This window comes from Siminovitchia fordii DSM 16014 = CIP 108821 (assembly GCF_000374565.1).
GTDB lineage: Bacteria > Bacillota > Bacilli > Bacillales > Bacillaceae_C > Siminovitchia > Siminovitchia fordii.
Genome location: NZ_KB894688.1, coordinates 21,342 through 36,695 on the forward strand (window position 1 = coordinate 21,342; position 15,354 = coordinate 36,695).

The window sequence follows — 15,354 nt, forward strand, 5'->3', positions numbered from 1 at the left end:
TGCTGTTTCATCCTTCCGCTTTTAACTCCAAAATGGCATCGCGAAGCTGCGCCGCCCGTTCAAAATCAAGCGCTTTTGCCGCTTCTTTCATTTCCTTTTCCATTGAAGTAATCAGCTTGTCTTTTTCCTTTTTCGTTAATTTTTTCGTATTTTCATAAGTGTACTCTTCTGTTTCCTCGGCTGCAATTGTAGCACGGATGACATCACGGACATCTTTTTGGATCGTTGTTGGTGTAATACCGTGCTCTCTGTTATATTCTTCCTGGATCGATCGCCTTCGCTTCGTTTCCTTGATCGCCTGATCCATGGAGTCTGTGATTTTGTCCGCATACATGATCACATGTCCGTTTGCATTCCGTGCAGCTCTCCCAATTGTCTGGATGAGCGAACGTTCGGAACGGAGGAATCCTTCTTTATCCGCATCGAGTATGGCTACCAGGGAGACTTCCGGTATATCCAGGCCTTCCCTAAGAAGATTGATTCCTACTAGAACATCATATTTTCCAAGTCGTAAATCCCGGATGATTTCTATCCGTTCCAGCGTTTTGATCTCAGAGTGCAAATACTGTACTTTCACACCGACATCTTTCAGATAATCCGTTAAATCTTCCGCCATTTTTTTCGTGAGTGTCGTTACAAGAACCCGCTCATTTTTGTCAATCCTGTCATTGATTTCCCCAAGCAGGTCATCAATTTGTCCTTCGATAGGACGAACATCGATTGTCGGATCAAGCAGCCCGGTAGGACGGATGATCTGCTCAATCATTTCCGGTGTTTTTTCCAATTCGTACGGTCCAGGGGTAGCAGATACAAACACGATATGTTTGATATGTTTCTCAAATTCTTCAAACATGAGCGGACGGTTATCAAGCGCCGACGGCAGTCGAAAACCATGATCGACGAGCACCTGCTTCCGCGCCTGGTCACCATTGTACATCCCGCGGATTTGCGGGAGGGTGACGTGCGATTCGTCGACAACGATCTGAAAATCATCAGGAAAATAATCCAGTAATGTAAAAGGAGTAGCTCCTGGCGGCCTTAAGGTCAAATGGCGGGAATAGTTTTCAATCCCTGCACAAAAGCCCATTTCCCTCATCATTTCCAAGTCGTATCTCGTTCGCTGTTCGAGCCGCTGGGCTTCCAAGAGTTTTTCCTCCGCCCGCAATTCGGCAAGCCGTTCTTCCAATTCAAGCTCTATATTTTTAATAGCGATCTTCAACTTTTCATCACCGGTCACATAGTGGGAGGCAGGGAATATAGCCGCATGCTCCCGGTCGCCGACAATCTCTCCGGTCAGTGCGTCCACTACCCGGATCCGGTCGATTTCATCACCGAAAAACTCAACACGGATACACTGCTCTTCACGGGCAATGGGAAAAATCTCCACTACATCTCCACGAACACGGAACGTTCCATTTTGGAATTCAATATCATTTCGTGCATATTGGAGGTCAACAAGCCTGCGTAAAAGCTGGTTCCGTTCAATTTCCATCCCCGTCCGGAGCGACAGGACGTGGTTTCTGTATTCTTCGGGGGAACCGAGGCCATATATGCAGGAAACACTGGCAATGATAATGACATCATTCCGTTCGAATAAAGCAGACGTAGCCGAATGCCTGAGCCGGTTGATCTCATCATTTACACTCGAATCTTTTTCAATAAACGTATCGGTTTGCGGAACATATGCTTCCGGCTGGTAATAATCATAGAAGCTGACAAAATACTCAACGGCGTTGTTAGGAAAAAACTCTTTGAACTCGCTGTACAGTTGTCCTGCAAGCGTCTTGTTGTGAGCAATGACAAGCGTCGGCTTGTTTACTTCCTTGATCATGTTTGAGACAGTGAATGTCTTACCGGTACCTGTCGCTCCTAGTAATGTCTGATACTTCTTTCCTGATTGGAAGCCTTCGACCAGCCGTTCAATCGCTTTTGGCTGGTCACCAGCTGGCTTATATTTTGATACTATTTCAAACTGGTTGTTCACGCCGGCATCCTCCCGTTTTTCTTTCTATATCTATAGTCACTGCTGCATCATTATTGAAAGTTATCATACTGTCATTTTACCACAAACGGCCCTTTCATAACCAGAAATATGCGAACGTATTTTCGATAACGGCAATTTGTTGATTCCGTTTATAAGGAAAGACCCCACCCGATAAACAATCATCTCCCTCCAAAAAAAGAATCCCGAAGCAAATGTGCCTCGGGAACCTGATCAATATTTACTTTTCCCCTGTACCCAAAACTCGATGAACAGTTGCAGGGCAATTGCGGTTAAAAATACAACAATGGCATAGATGATCCCAAGCTTGAACCCTGCCAGAATTACCATGCCGATGGCAAAAATCCACAACGCTCCGGAAAGCAGTCCGCCTTGGGCCATCCGCTGGGGATCCTTCTTCGCATAGTGCTCCATCATTATTTTTTGTTCCTCGATGACCCATGGCTTGCTGCGGCTTTTTTCAGTCAGAAATAAAAAGGCCAATATTCCAATTCCCGGAATGACAAATGGAAGAAAAGTTACGAGCACAGCATGGAGGCCCATGTTTCCCATGAAATACAAGGATGCAGCGGTTATCAAACCGAAAATAATCCCGCCAACGGCAACTGCATAAATAAGCGCCCGGATCTTGGACATCGGAAATCTTCCTGCTGTTTCTTGAGTCAATCCGAGGAAAGCAAAAGCAGCTCCTGAAATTACAATGAATGGAACCAGGGCAGAAATCCCCTGATAAACAACACCTGTCGAAAAATAAGTAATAAATCCGGCCGTCAGCCCGAATAAAAAAACAATTCCTGCAACTACGTATCCGATAGCGTGCTTATAATCCACTTCAACTTTGTTCTCAATATACATCTGTCCGATCACTTCATTTCGTTTTTGGCGGCTAATATCATCTGCAACCGCAGTAATGTCCCCTAATTCTCCAATGGCCTTTGTGAAAGCAGCATCAGAATCCATACCTTCAATTTCAAAATCCTTGATACGATCAAGTAAGTTTGAAATAATCTCTTCTTTGAAATCCTGCAATGCAGGTGTTTCTTCATATCCCTTGAATAAATCTTCCACATACTTTTGCACCTTTTGACTCATTTTATCCCTCCTCAAGCAGTCGATTTAATATTTCCTGGGTAAACTCCCAATCCAGCTTGTTTTGATAATATTGTGTCTTTCCTTTATCTGTAATCCTGTAATACTTGCGTCTCCCCCCTTGCGATTCGTCGCCCCAATAGGCAACAATAAGCCCTTCCTTCTCCAATCTTCGATAACTAGAATAAAGCGTAGCTTCTTTCAGTTCATATTGGTCATCCGTCTTTTCCAAAATCGTCTTATAGATTTCATAACCATAACTGTCCCCTTTTTGTAAAATACTCAACACAATCGTATCTGTATGCCCCCGCAATAAATCAGAGGATAATTTCCCTTTCACTCGCTCACCACCTAATTGTCAATCCACTATTATACATGTAACATTACTTTGTCTGTCATAATAATATATCAGATAAATAAATTTGTAAATAGGTTTTATAAAAAATAAATAAGGCCGGCTGCATTCAAAAGAATACAGCCGGCCTTTCAGTCGGTTAACCTTTTTTCCAGTGAATATAAGTCCTCTTCCAGCATCTGCATTCTTTGCTCCGCCGCTTCTCTTGCATCGCGGACTCCTTCATTATAAAAAACCGGTCCCAACCTGTCTTTTATAAACTCAAAGCAGATTTCAGCAGCGAATTCCCCAATCTCCTCACCGCGTTCTTTCAGAAAAAATTCCTGGATGTCATGGATCATTTGTCTTTTTTTCTCTAAAGACAGCTTATTCATTAACATGTTTGGTCTCCTTTATAAAAAGATAAGAGGAAGAGCGGAGATAATTGAAATCAAAACTGGCAAAAATAATGTCAAAGCCATCCCTCTTTCGGTTAATTCAAATTCCGGGAGACGTACCGAATCAAAAAGCCAGTCCGCCGCCCTGTCCACCCGTGATTTCCTCATGGGAAAATCGGGGACTTCCACATCATATTCATCTAGCTTTTTAAAAAGTATTTCATCACCATCAGTTTTCATCTCCGTCCACCTCCAAATCTTTTTTTAACTTTTTCATCGCATGATGCAGCCTGGACTTGACGGTTCCAACTGGGACCCCCAAAATTTCAGCCGTTTCCTTTTGCGTCAAATCGTGGTAGTACGTCAAAAGGATGACGGCCCTTTGAAGTTCTGGCAATTGCTGGACAGCTTTCTGGACAGATAGCTTCTCATCCACTGAAATGGCCACGGAGCTGTCGGATGCCAAAAAAGGCAGCAGCGACCAGAGCTTTTTTCTTCTCTTAAGCTTCGTAGCCATCGTGTTATAAGCAATCTGGAAGAGATACGTTTTGAATTTACCTTTTTCAGGTGAGTAATGCCGGCTTTTAAGTAATTTTTCAAACGTATCCTGGACAACATCAATGCTCAACTGCTGATCGCCTGTATATCTGAAAATAAACTTGTAAAGCGGTTCCCTGTATATCTCATACAGCGTTTCAACGGTTTCCGAGCACCCGTCTTCCAAGCGGATTTCTCTATTTAAACTCATTTGGCCACCGCGCTTTTATTCCTTTGAACACATAGATCAATTTTGAGATCATCCATGCAAAAGTCATCAAACTGAAAACAACCGTCTGATGAATAAAATATTGGATGATCGGACTATTAATATCATCCCCTCTCAAAAGGAAAATGAGCAGCCCTGTTATATTTAAAAAAGTATAGATCGCAGCAATCAACACGATAGTATCCCAGCGGGTCCAGTAAAAATAAATATCCGTTTTGGTAAAATCTACTTTCCCCCATTTATCCCGGACAACCTTCTTGTTCATGGAGGCAATAACCCCAGCAAAAATGGAGCCAAGCACTGCGACTACAATACTGCTGATCACCCAGCCTGTCACCGGCATGTAAAACACTCCCTTTCCTGTCTCCTCATAAGTTCATACTGACGGGAAGACAAAATGGTTCATTCATATTATTTTTTCGCCGGATGCAGAGATGGCCACAAGTAATTCCTCGAAAGTCATGTCGGACATTGAGTTCAATCGTAATCTGTGTCCCCCAAAGTTCAATTGACCTGTTACTTTATTCGGTACAATCACAACGTTAAGACCGGCATCAAGTGCAGCCCTTAATCCATTTACCGAATCTTCGAAAGCTATCGTCTCTTCAGGCGCAGCCCTCAACTCTTTGATGGCTGCCAAATATAACTCGGGATCAGGTTTGATTTTAACAACGTCATCCGCTGTTTTGATGACATCGAAATAGTCTTTAATGTCAAAACGGTCCAAAAAACCTTCCACCCAAATCCTATTGGAACTTGAAGCCAGCCCTATTTTAAATCCAAGATTTTTTGCTGTATTAAGATACTCTAAAACTCCATCCCTCAGCTTTAAAGCTGGTAATTGATCCTTATAAATTGACTTGGCTTCTCTTAAGACTGATTCTTTTGTAAAAGAAACTTTCTTTTTCAGCCGGTCAAATAACACATCATCAGACGTTCCGATACATAGAGCAAATTCATCTATTGTCAAATCATAATCCAATTTGCAAAAAATTTGGCGAAATGCCTCGTACCAGACCGACTCGGTATCAACGATTAAACCATCAAAATCGAAAACAACTGCCTCCACCTCTTCAACCTCCTCCTATTTCCGAGATTTTTTACCTTACTGTAAAACGCTTTTCACTTCTTTTACTCGGGAAACATAACTGTGAAGGACCATTCCTGCAACAACAAGCATCATACCGATCAAGGAGGCAGTTGCCGGCATAGGAGCACTCAAAATAACAATCTCTCCCAACAGAGCATAAGGAACTTCCAGCGATTGAGTGGCTTCGACTGCAGCAAGCTTCCCCATATTGTCTTTGACATAATCGGTCGCCTTGAAAAATAAAACGGTAGCAATGACTCCAGAAGAAACAGCGACTAGAAGTGCCTGCAGCGTCTGCTCCATTGAAGGAAGTTCCCCTGTTGTCAACTCCCAACCGGCAAGGATCAGCCAGAATGGCATACTTCCAAGTGTCATACCTAAAACTCGCTGATACGTATCCAGCCGGCCTCCGCATACTCCCATCATCTTCCTATTTCCAAGCGGGTATGCAAAAGATGCTACTAAAATCGGAACTACGCAAAATAAGACATTATGCAGTGATAGCCCGTTCATATGCTCCAATTGCATCATGGCAATCCCAACCAAAATGATCAGCGACATGGACAACCCTTTAAATGGAATTTTCCCTTTAACGGAAATTTGACCGGAAGATGTCTGGATAGTCTCATAAAAAAGTGTTGCCAATAGAGAGCCGGAAATAATCGTTATTTGAAATGTGCTGGCAATCAACCAGCCCGGTCCATATCCTGCGGCAAATGTGAGCGGTGCATAAAACAGCCCAAATCCAATTGTGCTCCAAAGAAGCCATTCCCTTGGGCTTGCCTTCATCTCCTGAATTAGCTTACGAAGGTTCCCCCTTATTAACACAATCATCAGTAAAAAGGGAACCATGAACATATAGCGCAGCGAAGCACTCCAGATCCAACTTCCGCCTGATAAATCCATAGCACGGTTAAATATGAACGTAAAGGCAAAAAAGAATGCTGCTACTACCCCTAACAAAATCGGCCTCATTAGCTTCCCCCTTTAATCCTTTCGAATAACGAAATATCAAAACATTTCCATTATACTATGAAAGGGTTGGCCATTCATATAGATTCAAAGAAACAATTTATAAGGGGATAAGCGTGTAATTCTATAACGGAAGTTCAACCAAACCGAGTTCGTGCAATCAACCATGCGTTTCGAGCATTTCCCTGCTGTATTCGTGCAAATTTCTATAAAAATCGTCAATCTTATTTAGAGAGCGTAAAATTAAGTTGTGCGTACATGTAACCGGAACTTTAGATCCTAAGTCCGTTCGTACATCAACCATGAAATTCGTCCAATTTGGCACCTTAATCGTGGATACTATCTTGGAGCTCATGCAATCCACTCCATGCTCCTGCATTCTCCCTAAAAAAGACATTTCATTTCCCGGTATCTCCTCCAGGTCACGAAATGTCTTTTTTTCTCCTTTTTTCCTTCATTTGATTGACGATAAATAAACCTAATGTAAGAGAAGCCGCTTCTATGATGATCAGCCACCATTTATGCAAATATCCGTTGTATGCCGAAACAATGATCAAAGCAACGACTAATAGAAAAGAAACAAGGCGGCTGTACGTGATCCGTACAAAAAAAATCATCATTAAAGCCGGTAAGAATATAGCGGATAATATCTTATCTATCATGGCGATCCCCCATGTACAAACTGCAAGCCTTATTTATAAGTTTTTCCGAAAACGTCAAAAAGTGCAAGCCCCTTTTTTCACTGATTTCTGCTTTCATCTATCATCCTTTCAGTGATGGCTGTCAGTTCACTTTGCTCAATGAAACGTTCACGGAGCATTTCAGGAAGTATATGATCAAGAAAATATTGGACACACGTCATTTCTTTGAACAGGAGGATCGTGCTTAATGCCTCTTCATAAATTTCCATGAAAAGCGGCTCCGGGTTTTCCTTCTGGATTTCCCCAAAGGATTCATACAGAAGGTCGATTTTATCTGCTACCGATAGAATCCTGCCTTCCAGCGTATCATCTTTCCCTTCCTTAAACCGGCCCAGATAAATCTTCTGGAACTCCGGCGGAAACTCCTTCTCTACAAACTTTCTGGTCATTTCTTCCTCCACTTCATTGAAAAGACGCTTCAGTTCTTTGGAGGCATATTTGACTGGTGTTTTGATATCCCCTGTAAAAAGTTCGGCATAATCATGATTCAACGCTTTTTCGTATAAAAGTCGCCAATCAACTTTTTGCCCGTTCATTTCTTCGACAGTTCCCAAAAACTGGGCGATTTTCGTCACCTTAAACGAATGGCTGGCCACCGAGTGTTCTTGGAATTTGAATTTTCCTGGACAACGGTAGATTTTCTCCAAATCAGACAAACTTTTGAAATAATGATGGATCCCCAATTGAATCACCTGCTGCTTTCTTATTTCGAAAGATTGTATCACGAAGAACCCAGCATTTAAAATCAAAAAGACTTTTTCCATAGGAAAAAGCCCTTGATTGGTTATTGGTTCAACTCCACTTTCTTACCTGAGTCCATATATACAATCCACTCACATATATTTGTTACATAATCGCCGATCCGCTCCAAATATTGAGCGGTAAGCAGGAGGTGAGTTGCCTGATGGATCAATGATCGATCCTGGGTCATCAGTCCAATTAATTCAGTAAAAATCTGTTTATATAGTGCATCAATCTCGTCATCCCGATTCGCAATGTTTCTTGCCTCATCCTTATCCATCTTGATATAGGCGTCCAGTGCGTCACGCACCATTCCCTGAACCAACTTGCCCATTTTCGGAATATCAATGAGCGGCTTTGCGTAAACTTCGCTTTGTAACCTTACGGTCGTTTTTGCGATGCTCACTGCATGGTCAGCTATCCTTTCAAGGTCTGTCGATACCTTGAGTGTGGTTGCGATCCTGCGAAGATCACTTCCTACCGGCTGCTGTAAAGCGATCAATGTGAAGCATTTTTTTTCTATATCCATTTCCGCCTCATTGATTTCTCTATCCCCGTCGATTACCTCTTGAGCAAGCTTCACATTTTTATCGACCAATGACTTCACAGCTTGGTAAAGGGCTTCTTCCACCAACATTCCCATTGTGAGCAATTGATGGTGCAAACTTTGCAATTGCTCATCAAATTGGTTTCTCACTGCCATCCGCCTGCCTCCTTTTGTATCCATCTATCCAAATCTGCCTGTAATATAGTCTTCTGTCCTCTTATCATCCGGATTGGAGAACATCGATGAAGTCTTGTTAAATTCAATCAGTTCCCCATTTAAGAAAAAGGCTGTCTTATCCGAGATGCGTGCCGCCTGCTGCATATTGTGCGTCACTATGATGATGCTGAACTTTTCCTTCAATTCCTGGACAAGTTCTTCCACCTTTAAAGTGGATATGGGGTCAAGGGCCGAAGTCGGTTCATCCATCAAAATGACATCAGGTTCAATCGCAAGACATCTGGCTATACAAAGCCGCTGCTGTTGTCCGCCTGAAAGACCGTAGGCATTTTCATTCAGCCTGTCTTTCACTTCATCCCAAAGAGCTGCGCCCTTTAAACTTTTTTCCACAATTTCGTTCAATATTTTTTTATCCCGGATACCATGGATACGCGGACCATAAACGACATTCTCATAAATTGACTTTGGAAACGGATTTGGCTTTTGAAATACCATTCCCACTTTCGTCCTCAATTCTTCTACCCCATACTTATTGTCCAAAATATTATTGCCTCGATACAGAAGTTCCCCAGCCAACTTAACTGTCGGAACGAGTTCTACCATCCGATTGAGAGACTTGATGAATGTGGATTTTCCACACCCTGATGGTCCGATGATCGCGGTGACCTCGTTCTCCGCAATATGGAAATCAATATCTTTTAAAGCGTGTTTTTCCCCATACCATAGATTAAATTGTTTCGCTTGAAAAACATCATTTTTTTCCACACGTACTTCCGACTCTATCGTTTGTTCGTCCCTGACCAATGTTGAAATCAAAATCATCCCTCCATTTCTGTTTAATAACGTTTGGAAAATTTATTTCTAATGATGATGGCAATGGAATTCATCAGGAGCAGCATGAGCAACAACACAATAATTCCTGCTGCAGCTACTTCATGGAAAGCGGCTTGAGGTCTGCTGGTCCAGTTGAAAATTTGGATAGGCATTACAGTGAAACCGGACCAAATACTTTCCGGTACGAAAGCCACAAACGTCAATGCTCCGATCATAATGAGCGGAGCCGTTTCTCCGACCGCACGAGATAAAGCCAATATTCCCCCTGTCAATATGCCCGGGATTGCCGCAGGCAAAATGACATGGCGGATCGTTTGCCATTTTGTAGCACCCATCCCGTAAGACGCTTCCTGAAGTTCTTTTGGAACGGCGCGAATCGCTTCTTGAGAAGCTACGACAATAATAGGGAGAATCAGAAGACTCATTGTCAATCCTCCGGCAAGAACACTCCTTCCCATCTCCATCATCCGTACAAATACAGTCAGTCCCAATAATCCGAAGACGATAGACGGGACCCCTGCCAAATTAGAAATATTCATTTGGATAAAACGGGTGAACCTGCTTTTCTTTGCATATAGCTCAAGATAGATAGCACATCCAACTCCCAGAATGACGGAAACAGGACCTGTAATAGCCATCAGCCAAACCGTACCGAATATAGCTGCTTTAATCCCTGCTTCTTCAGGCCTGCGTGAAGCAAAACTTGTAAAAAACTCTGCATCCAAATAGCTGAATCCCTGGGAAAATATACGATAAATTAAAATCCCCAATACAATCAAACCGACTGACGTTGCAAGCATGAATATCCATTTTGACAATGTGCTTTTCAGAAGGCGGAAGCGGGTTCTTTTCGCCACCTTTTCATCGTTTATCAATTCCATTAGTATTCCTCCCTAAAACGCTTGGAGATCCATTGTGCAATGACGTTCATCACGAGGGTAAAAATAAACAGCGCCATCCCAACTGCATAAATACTGTAGTAGATTGTTGAACCATAAGAAGCATCTCCCAGGCTCACCTGCACAATATAAGCAGTCATCGTCTGAATCGTTTCTGTAGGATCAAATGTCAGATTCGGCTTTGAACCGCCGGCAATCGTAACAATCATCGTTTCACCAATTGCGCGGGAGATCCCCAACACACAAGAAGCGACAATACCCGATAATGCCGCGGGCAGGACCACTCTTAACGATACTTCCAACTTGGTTGATCCCAGTGCCAAGGCACCCTCCCTCATGGAACTTGGAACTGCGCTCATCGCGTCTTCGGAAAGGGATGCAATCATCGGAATAATCATGATACCTACAACAATGCCCGGGCTTAATGCATTGAAAAATTGCAAATCAGGTACAATTTTTTGCAAAAGAGGAGTGACGAATGTCAGGGCAAAAAAACCATATACAATAGTAGGAACCCCGGCGAGCACTTCCAATATGGGTTTGACGATTTTTCTAACGCGATCACTGGCATATTCACTTAAATAAATGGCTGTCGCAAGACCAATCGGCACTGCTACAACCATGGCAATGACCGCAACCAGGAGGGTACCCGAGATCAGAGGAGCTATACCATATTGCGGATCGGCTTCAAAAAAAGGAAACCACTCTTTGCTAGTAATAAAATCTATAATGTTAACACGTTCAAAAAACGTAATTGTTTCCACCAGTAATGTAATGACAATCCCAATCGTAGTTAGAATGGAAATGACTGCCATTGCTAAAAGAAAAATTGGAACGGACTTTTCAATGATCCCTTGCTTATATCTGGATTTTCTTTTATTTTCTTCAATGAGTGCGGCTACAGATTTTCTTTCCGCTTTCAGTTCCATAAGGAAAACTCCTCACTATTTTCATAGTAAAGGGAGAGGGGGGCCCCCTCTCACCTGAATCAATATTATTTTGAAACTTCTTCCAATTTATCAAGTGCTGCTTGATACTCATCTTCTTTAAGGCTGATGTAACCTACTTCTTCTGCAAGAGTTCCGGCGTTTTCAAGAGCAAATTTTACATACTCATGAACTTGCGGTTTCTCTTTTAACGCATCGTTGTTTACATAAAAGTATAGTGGGCGGGAAAGCGGCTCATATACGCCGTTCATGATCGTGTCATGATCCGGAGTGATTGCCTCTCCTTTGCTATTGACAATCGGTACAACTTTCAGATTGTCCTTATTTTCAGCATAGTACGAAAAGCCGAAAAATCCAATTCCGCCTTTATCTCCCATTACACCTTGTACAAGTACATTATCATCTTCGGATAACGTTGCGTCTTTTCTCATTTGTCCTTCTTCAAGGATCACTTCATTCCAGTAATCATACGTACCGGAGTCTGTACCGGGGCTGAAGAAGGTAATGGGCTCTTTTGGCCATCCATCACGGACATCAGCCCATGTTTTTACCTTCCCGTCCTCTAGCCACATTTTTTTCAATTCATCAATAGTCAATTGATCAACAAAGTCGTTATCTTTATTTACTACGACAGATATACCATCATAGGCGAGTTCAAATTCTGTATAGGAAACTCCTACTTCTTCCAACAACTTTGCTTCTTCATCCTTGATCTGGCGTGAAGCATTGCTGATGTCCGTTTCTGCTGCAATGAACTTTTTAAATCCGCCACCGGTTCCTGAAACCCCCACCGGCGCTTTGACATCCGGCTGTTCCGCAGCAAATTCCTCGGATACTGCTTCCATGATCGGGAAGACAGTCGAAGATCCATCGATCCCAACGGAACCTGTCAACTTATCTTTCGATGTCTCTTCCACTTTCGAAGTGTTGTTTTCATTTCCTTCTGCATTGCTGCTTGTACTGCCGTCACCATTACCACATCCCGCAAATAATAGAGCTGAAGATAAGGTGACTGTCGCAAACGCGGCTTTCAATTTCATTCGTCCATTTCCCCCTAATATTCTTTGTCGAGCTCAATGAATATATTACTCTCCCTATATCAACTTTCGATGAACGGATTGTAAAGATTATGTAAAGATGCTTTGGAGAAGGACTCATTCTTTGTTCAGTCCGTTTCTATCAGTCTTTAAAGTATATTTTCCGAGTTTTGGCTCATACTTCTACCACCTGCAGGTTCCTGTTGACTTTTCTACAAACCAGGATTCCAGATGATTTCCTTGGACTTTCAGATTACTTCTAGGATCATGGGCATCAAGCCCCATTTCTCTCACTCCAAGCGAACAAAAAAACCCCGCTCCCTTTCCGGGTGCGAGGATCATTGTTTCTTCGGCATTATCACCGTAAATTCTGTTCCTTTACCTTCTTGACTGTCAACTTCAATTTTTCCATGATGTGATTCCACCAGGTGTTTCACAATTGCCAGGCCAAGGCCTGTACCACCAGAATTCCGGGATCTTCCCTTGTCCACTCTATAAAAACGCTCAAACAACCGCGGCAAATCCTTTTTGGCAATGCCGATTCCTGTATCTTTGACACTAATTGCAAGCTGGTCTCCCCTCTCCACCAGCGAAACAGTAATTTTTCCGCCCTCGGGGGTATAAGAGACTGCATTGGAGACTAGGTTCAGAATGATTTGCTGAATTCGGTCTTTTTGGCCCTCAATCCAAACTTCCCTTTCCTTCGGCAAGAGAAGCTCCAATCCTTTTCTCTCGACATCTTTTCTTACCGTATCAGCAACACGACCCACAACTTCCACCACGTTGACATTTTCTATCTCCAGTGGAATCATATGTTGTTCGATCTTGGACAAATGAAGGATATCATTGATTAAACGGTGAAGCCGCTCACTTTCTTTATGAATGATATCAAGGAAATGGTGCAGCGCCTCTTCATCCTCCATCGCCCCATCCAGTAAGGTTTCTGTGAAACCCTTGACTGAAGTGATCGGCGTTTTCAATTCATGAGACACATTCGCAATGAATTCGCTTCTCATTTTTTCGAGGCGGCGGATATCTGTTATGTCATGAAGTACCGCGACAATTCCCTTTAACTCGCCGTTTTCTCCGACATACGGTGCAAGGTGCGCATCCAGAATTCGTTCATCCGGATAATAAAATTGAATTTCATCCCTGATCTCCGTCTTTTCAGTCAGGCATTGATCGATTAGCCGGCTCAGACCTGCATTTTTGACAACTTCCACATGCTGTCTCCCTGTAAAATCTGATGGATCCGAATTGAGCATACACCCAATCGCCCGATTGGCCAGCAAAACTTTTCCATTTTTGTCCACAAGAAGTACGCCACTCATCATATTCCTTAAAACCCCAGAAAGCTGCTGCTCATTTTCCTGGATTTTTTCCATCTGGCTTTTCAGACTGGCAGCAAGAACATTGATAGCATTGGCAAGCTGCCCCAATTCTCCTTTGGGCTGCATCCGGACCCTTGCAGTGTAGTCCTTGTCCTTCAGTTTTTCAGACACCAGCATCATTTCCTCAACAGGCTTCGCGATGCCTTTGGCAATCCTGATTCCAATCAGTGCAGTTAGAAGCAGTGCAACAAAAAGAACAATCGTTAAAGTGATCCTTAGATGCCTGATCGCTTTTTCAATGGTTTCGAGAGAAAGGGCTACCCTGACAACCCCTTCAACATCTCCATTGAATTCCACCGGTATAGCGGCATACATCATACTGTACCCCAAGGTATGGCTAAATCGCGTCGATATACCAGATTCTTTCCCTTCACTTATGACCTGTTTTACTTCAGGGCGGTCCAAATGATTTTCCATCGACGCAGGGTCGTCTTCCGAGTCTGCCAAAACTTTTCCTTCGCGATTAATGACCGTAACCCGGGAGGTCACCGGTGCGGATAATTCCTTAACTTTTGACTGAAGGTTCTCCCGCTCAAGCCCGTCCAACTCCAATGCTTGTAAAACAAGATGCGCTGTTTGTTTGAGTTGGCTCTCTTTCAAATCCATATATGTATTTTTCATTGTATTTGCTAAAAAAAGACCAGATCCAAGCAGAGCAAAAAACATGAGCAGCAAAAAAGAGAACGTAATGCGCACCCAAAGTTTTTGCATTTAAGGTCTCTCCATTTTATAGCCGAATCCCCGGATTGTTTTAATATAGCGGGGATGGCGTGTGTCTTCTTCGATTTTTTCCCGCAAATTACTGATATGGACATCAACGATTCTGGAATCCCCGACAAAGTCGTAATTCCAGATGGCATCCAAAAGCTGGGTTCTGCTCAGAACTTTCCCCTCATTTGAAGCAAGATACAGTAAAAGTTCGAACTCCTTTGGGGTAAGCTCTAATTTTTGGCCGCTCAACAAAGCCTCGTATCTTTCTGGATAAATTGTAACCTGCCCAAGCTCAACCACCGGTTCAGAAGCTTTATCTGCTGAAGAATTCCCCTCTTCAAAATTTTTCGTCCTGCGTAAAATAGCCTTCACCCTCGCTACAACCTCACGCGGACTGAATGGTTTTGTCAAATAATCGTCAGCCCCAAGCTCCAGCCCGAGCACTTTATCAAACTCATCTCCCCGGGCTGTAAGCATTAGTATCGGGGTATTCACTTTTTCCTGGCGAAGGGTCTTACATATATCCATGCCGTCCATTCCAGGAAGCATCAAATCCAGAATCATCAGATCCGGCCGCTCGTCTATTGCTTTTTTTAGGCCTTCATTTCCGTCTGCTGCCGTTATAACCGAAAAGCCTGCCTTTTCCAGATTATACTGAAGTAATGTCACAATTGATGGTTCATCTTCTACAACAAGAATTCGTTCCATTTTCTCAGCC

18 protein-coding genes are annotated in these 15,354 nt (G+C 43.0%); all 18 read right to left on the reverse strand.

Features of this window, described 5'->3' with window-relative positions; all coding sequences use genetic code 11:
• Positions 1-7: 7 nt before the first annotated feature.
• The 18 genes from uvrB to C509_RS0107510 all read right to left on the reverse strand — a co-directional run bounded on the left by uvrB (position 8) and on the right by C509_RS0107510 (position 15,344).
• Positions 8-1,984: an excinuclease ABC subunit UvrB gene (gene uvrB / locus C509_RS0107420; protein ID WP_018706284.1), complete on the reverse strand. Its 1,977-nt coding sequence runs from the start codon at positions 1,982-1,984 to the stop codon at positions 8-10.
• Between the two features lie 231 nt (positions 1,985-2,215).
• Positions 2,216-3,094: a permease prefix domain 1-containing protein gene (locus tag C509_RS0107425; protein ID WP_018706286.1), complete on the reverse strand. Its 879-nt coding sequence runs from the start codon at positions 3,092-3,094 to the stop codon at positions 2,216-2,218.
• Between the two features lies 1 nt (position 3,095).
• Positions 3,096-3,431: a PadR family transcriptional regulator gene (locus C509_RS0107430; protein WP_018706287.1), complete on the reverse strand. Its 336-nt coding sequence runs from the start codon at positions 3,429-3,431 to the stop codon at positions 3,096-3,098.
• A 146-nt stretch (positions 3,432-3,577) separates the two neighbouring features.
• Positions 3,578-3,826 (reverse strand): DUF2164 domain-containing protein, encoded by a 249-nt coding sequence (locus C509_RS0107435; RefSeq protein WP_018706288.1) that lies wholly within the window; start codon positions 3,824-3,826, stop codon positions 3,578-3,580.
• Between the two features lie 12 nt (positions 3,827-3,838).
• Complete coding sequence (locus C509_RS0107440; protein ID WP_018706289.1) at positions 3,839-4,063, reverse strand: hypothetical protein; 225 nt, start codon at positions 4,061-4,063, stop codon at positions 3,839-3,841.
• Positions 4,053-4,571: an RNA polymerase sigma factor gene (locus C509_RS0107445; RefSeq protein ID WP_018706290.1), complete on the reverse strand. Its 519-nt coding sequence runs from the start codon at positions 4,569-4,571 to the stop codon at positions 4,053-4,055. Before C509_RS0107445 ends, C509_RS0107440 begins: the two co-directional genes overlap by 11 nt.
• Positions 4,558-4,932 carry a hypothetical protein gene (locus C509_RS0107450; protein WP_018706291.1) on the reverse strand — a complete coding sequence of 125 codons (375 nt, stop codon included), beginning with the start codon at positions 4,930-4,932 and terminating at the stop codon, positions 4,558-4,560. Before C509_RS0107450 ends, C509_RS0107445 begins: the two co-directional genes overlap by 14 nt.
• A 63-nt stretch (positions 4,933-4,995) precedes the next feature.
• The gene (locus C509_RS0107455) at positions 4,996-5,658 is read right to left on the reverse strand and encodes an HAD family hydrolase (RefSeq protein ID WP_018706292.1); all 663 of its coding nucleotides are present in this window, start codon (positions 5,656-5,658) and stop codon (positions 4,996-4,998) included.
• Positions 5,659-5,694: 36 nt separating this feature from the next.
• Positions 5,695-6,654, reverse strand: a complete 960-nt coding sequence (locus C509_RS0107460) for a DMT family transporter (protein WP_018706293.1) — start codon at positions 6,652-6,654, stop codon at positions 5,695-5,697.
• 419 nt (positions 6,655-7,073) lie between these two features.
• Complete coding sequence (locus C509_RS0107465; protein WP_018706294.1) at positions 7,074-7,313, reverse strand: DUF2198 family protein; 240 nt, start codon at positions 7,311-7,313, stop codon at positions 7,074-7,076.
• 77 nt (positions 7,314-7,390) lie between these two features.
• Complete coding sequence (locus C509_RS0107470; RefSeq protein ID WP_026319752.1) at positions 7,391-8,035, reverse strand: HD domain-containing protein; 645 nt, start codon at positions 8,033-8,035, stop codon at positions 7,391-7,393.
• Between the two features lie 101 nt (positions 8,036-8,136).
• Entirely contained in the window at positions 8,137-8,796 is a 660-nt protein-coding gene (phoU, locus tag C509_RS0107475) for a phosphate signaling complex protein PhoU (RefSeq protein ID WP_018706296.1), read from the reverse strand.
• Between the two features lie 24 nt (positions 8,797-8,820).
• Positions 8,821-9,633, reverse strand: a complete 813-nt coding sequence (pstB, locus tag C509_RS0107480; protein WP_018706297.1) for a phosphate ABC transporter ATP-binding protein PstB — start codon at positions 9,631-9,633, stop codon at positions 8,821-8,823.
• Between the two features lie 20 nt (positions 9,634-9,653).
• Positions 9,654-10,532, reverse strand: a complete 879-nt coding sequence (pstA, locus tag C509_RS0107485; RefSeq protein WP_018706298.1) for a phosphate ABC transporter permease PstA — start codon at positions 10,530-10,532, stop codon at positions 9,654-9,656.
• Positions 10,532-11,479, reverse strand: a complete 948-nt coding sequence (pstC, locus tag C509_RS0107490) for a phosphate ABC transporter permease subunit PstC (protein WP_018706299.1) — start codon at positions 11,477-11,479, stop codon at positions 10,532-10,534. Before pstC ends, pstA begins: the two co-directional genes overlap by 1 nt.
• 65 nt (positions 11,480-11,544) lie before the next feature.
• Positions 11,545-12,537, reverse strand: coding sequence for a PstS family phosphate ABC transporter substrate-binding protein (locus C509_RS0107495; RefSeq protein WP_018706300.1), 993 nt, complete (start codon positions 12,535-12,537; stop codon positions 11,545-11,547).
• A 335-nt stretch (positions 12,538-12,872) separates the two neighbouring features.
• Entirely contained in the window at positions 12,873-14,636 is a 1,764-nt protein-coding gene (pnpS, locus tag C509_RS0107505) for a two-component system histidine kinase PnpS (protein ID WP_018706302.1), read from the reverse strand.
• Entirely contained in the window at positions 14,637-15,344 is a 708-nt protein-coding gene (locus C509_RS0107510) for a response regulator transcription factor (RefSeq protein WP_018706303.1), read from the reverse strand. It abuts the gene before it with no gap.
• Positions 15,345-15,354 lie beyond the last annotated feature (10 nt).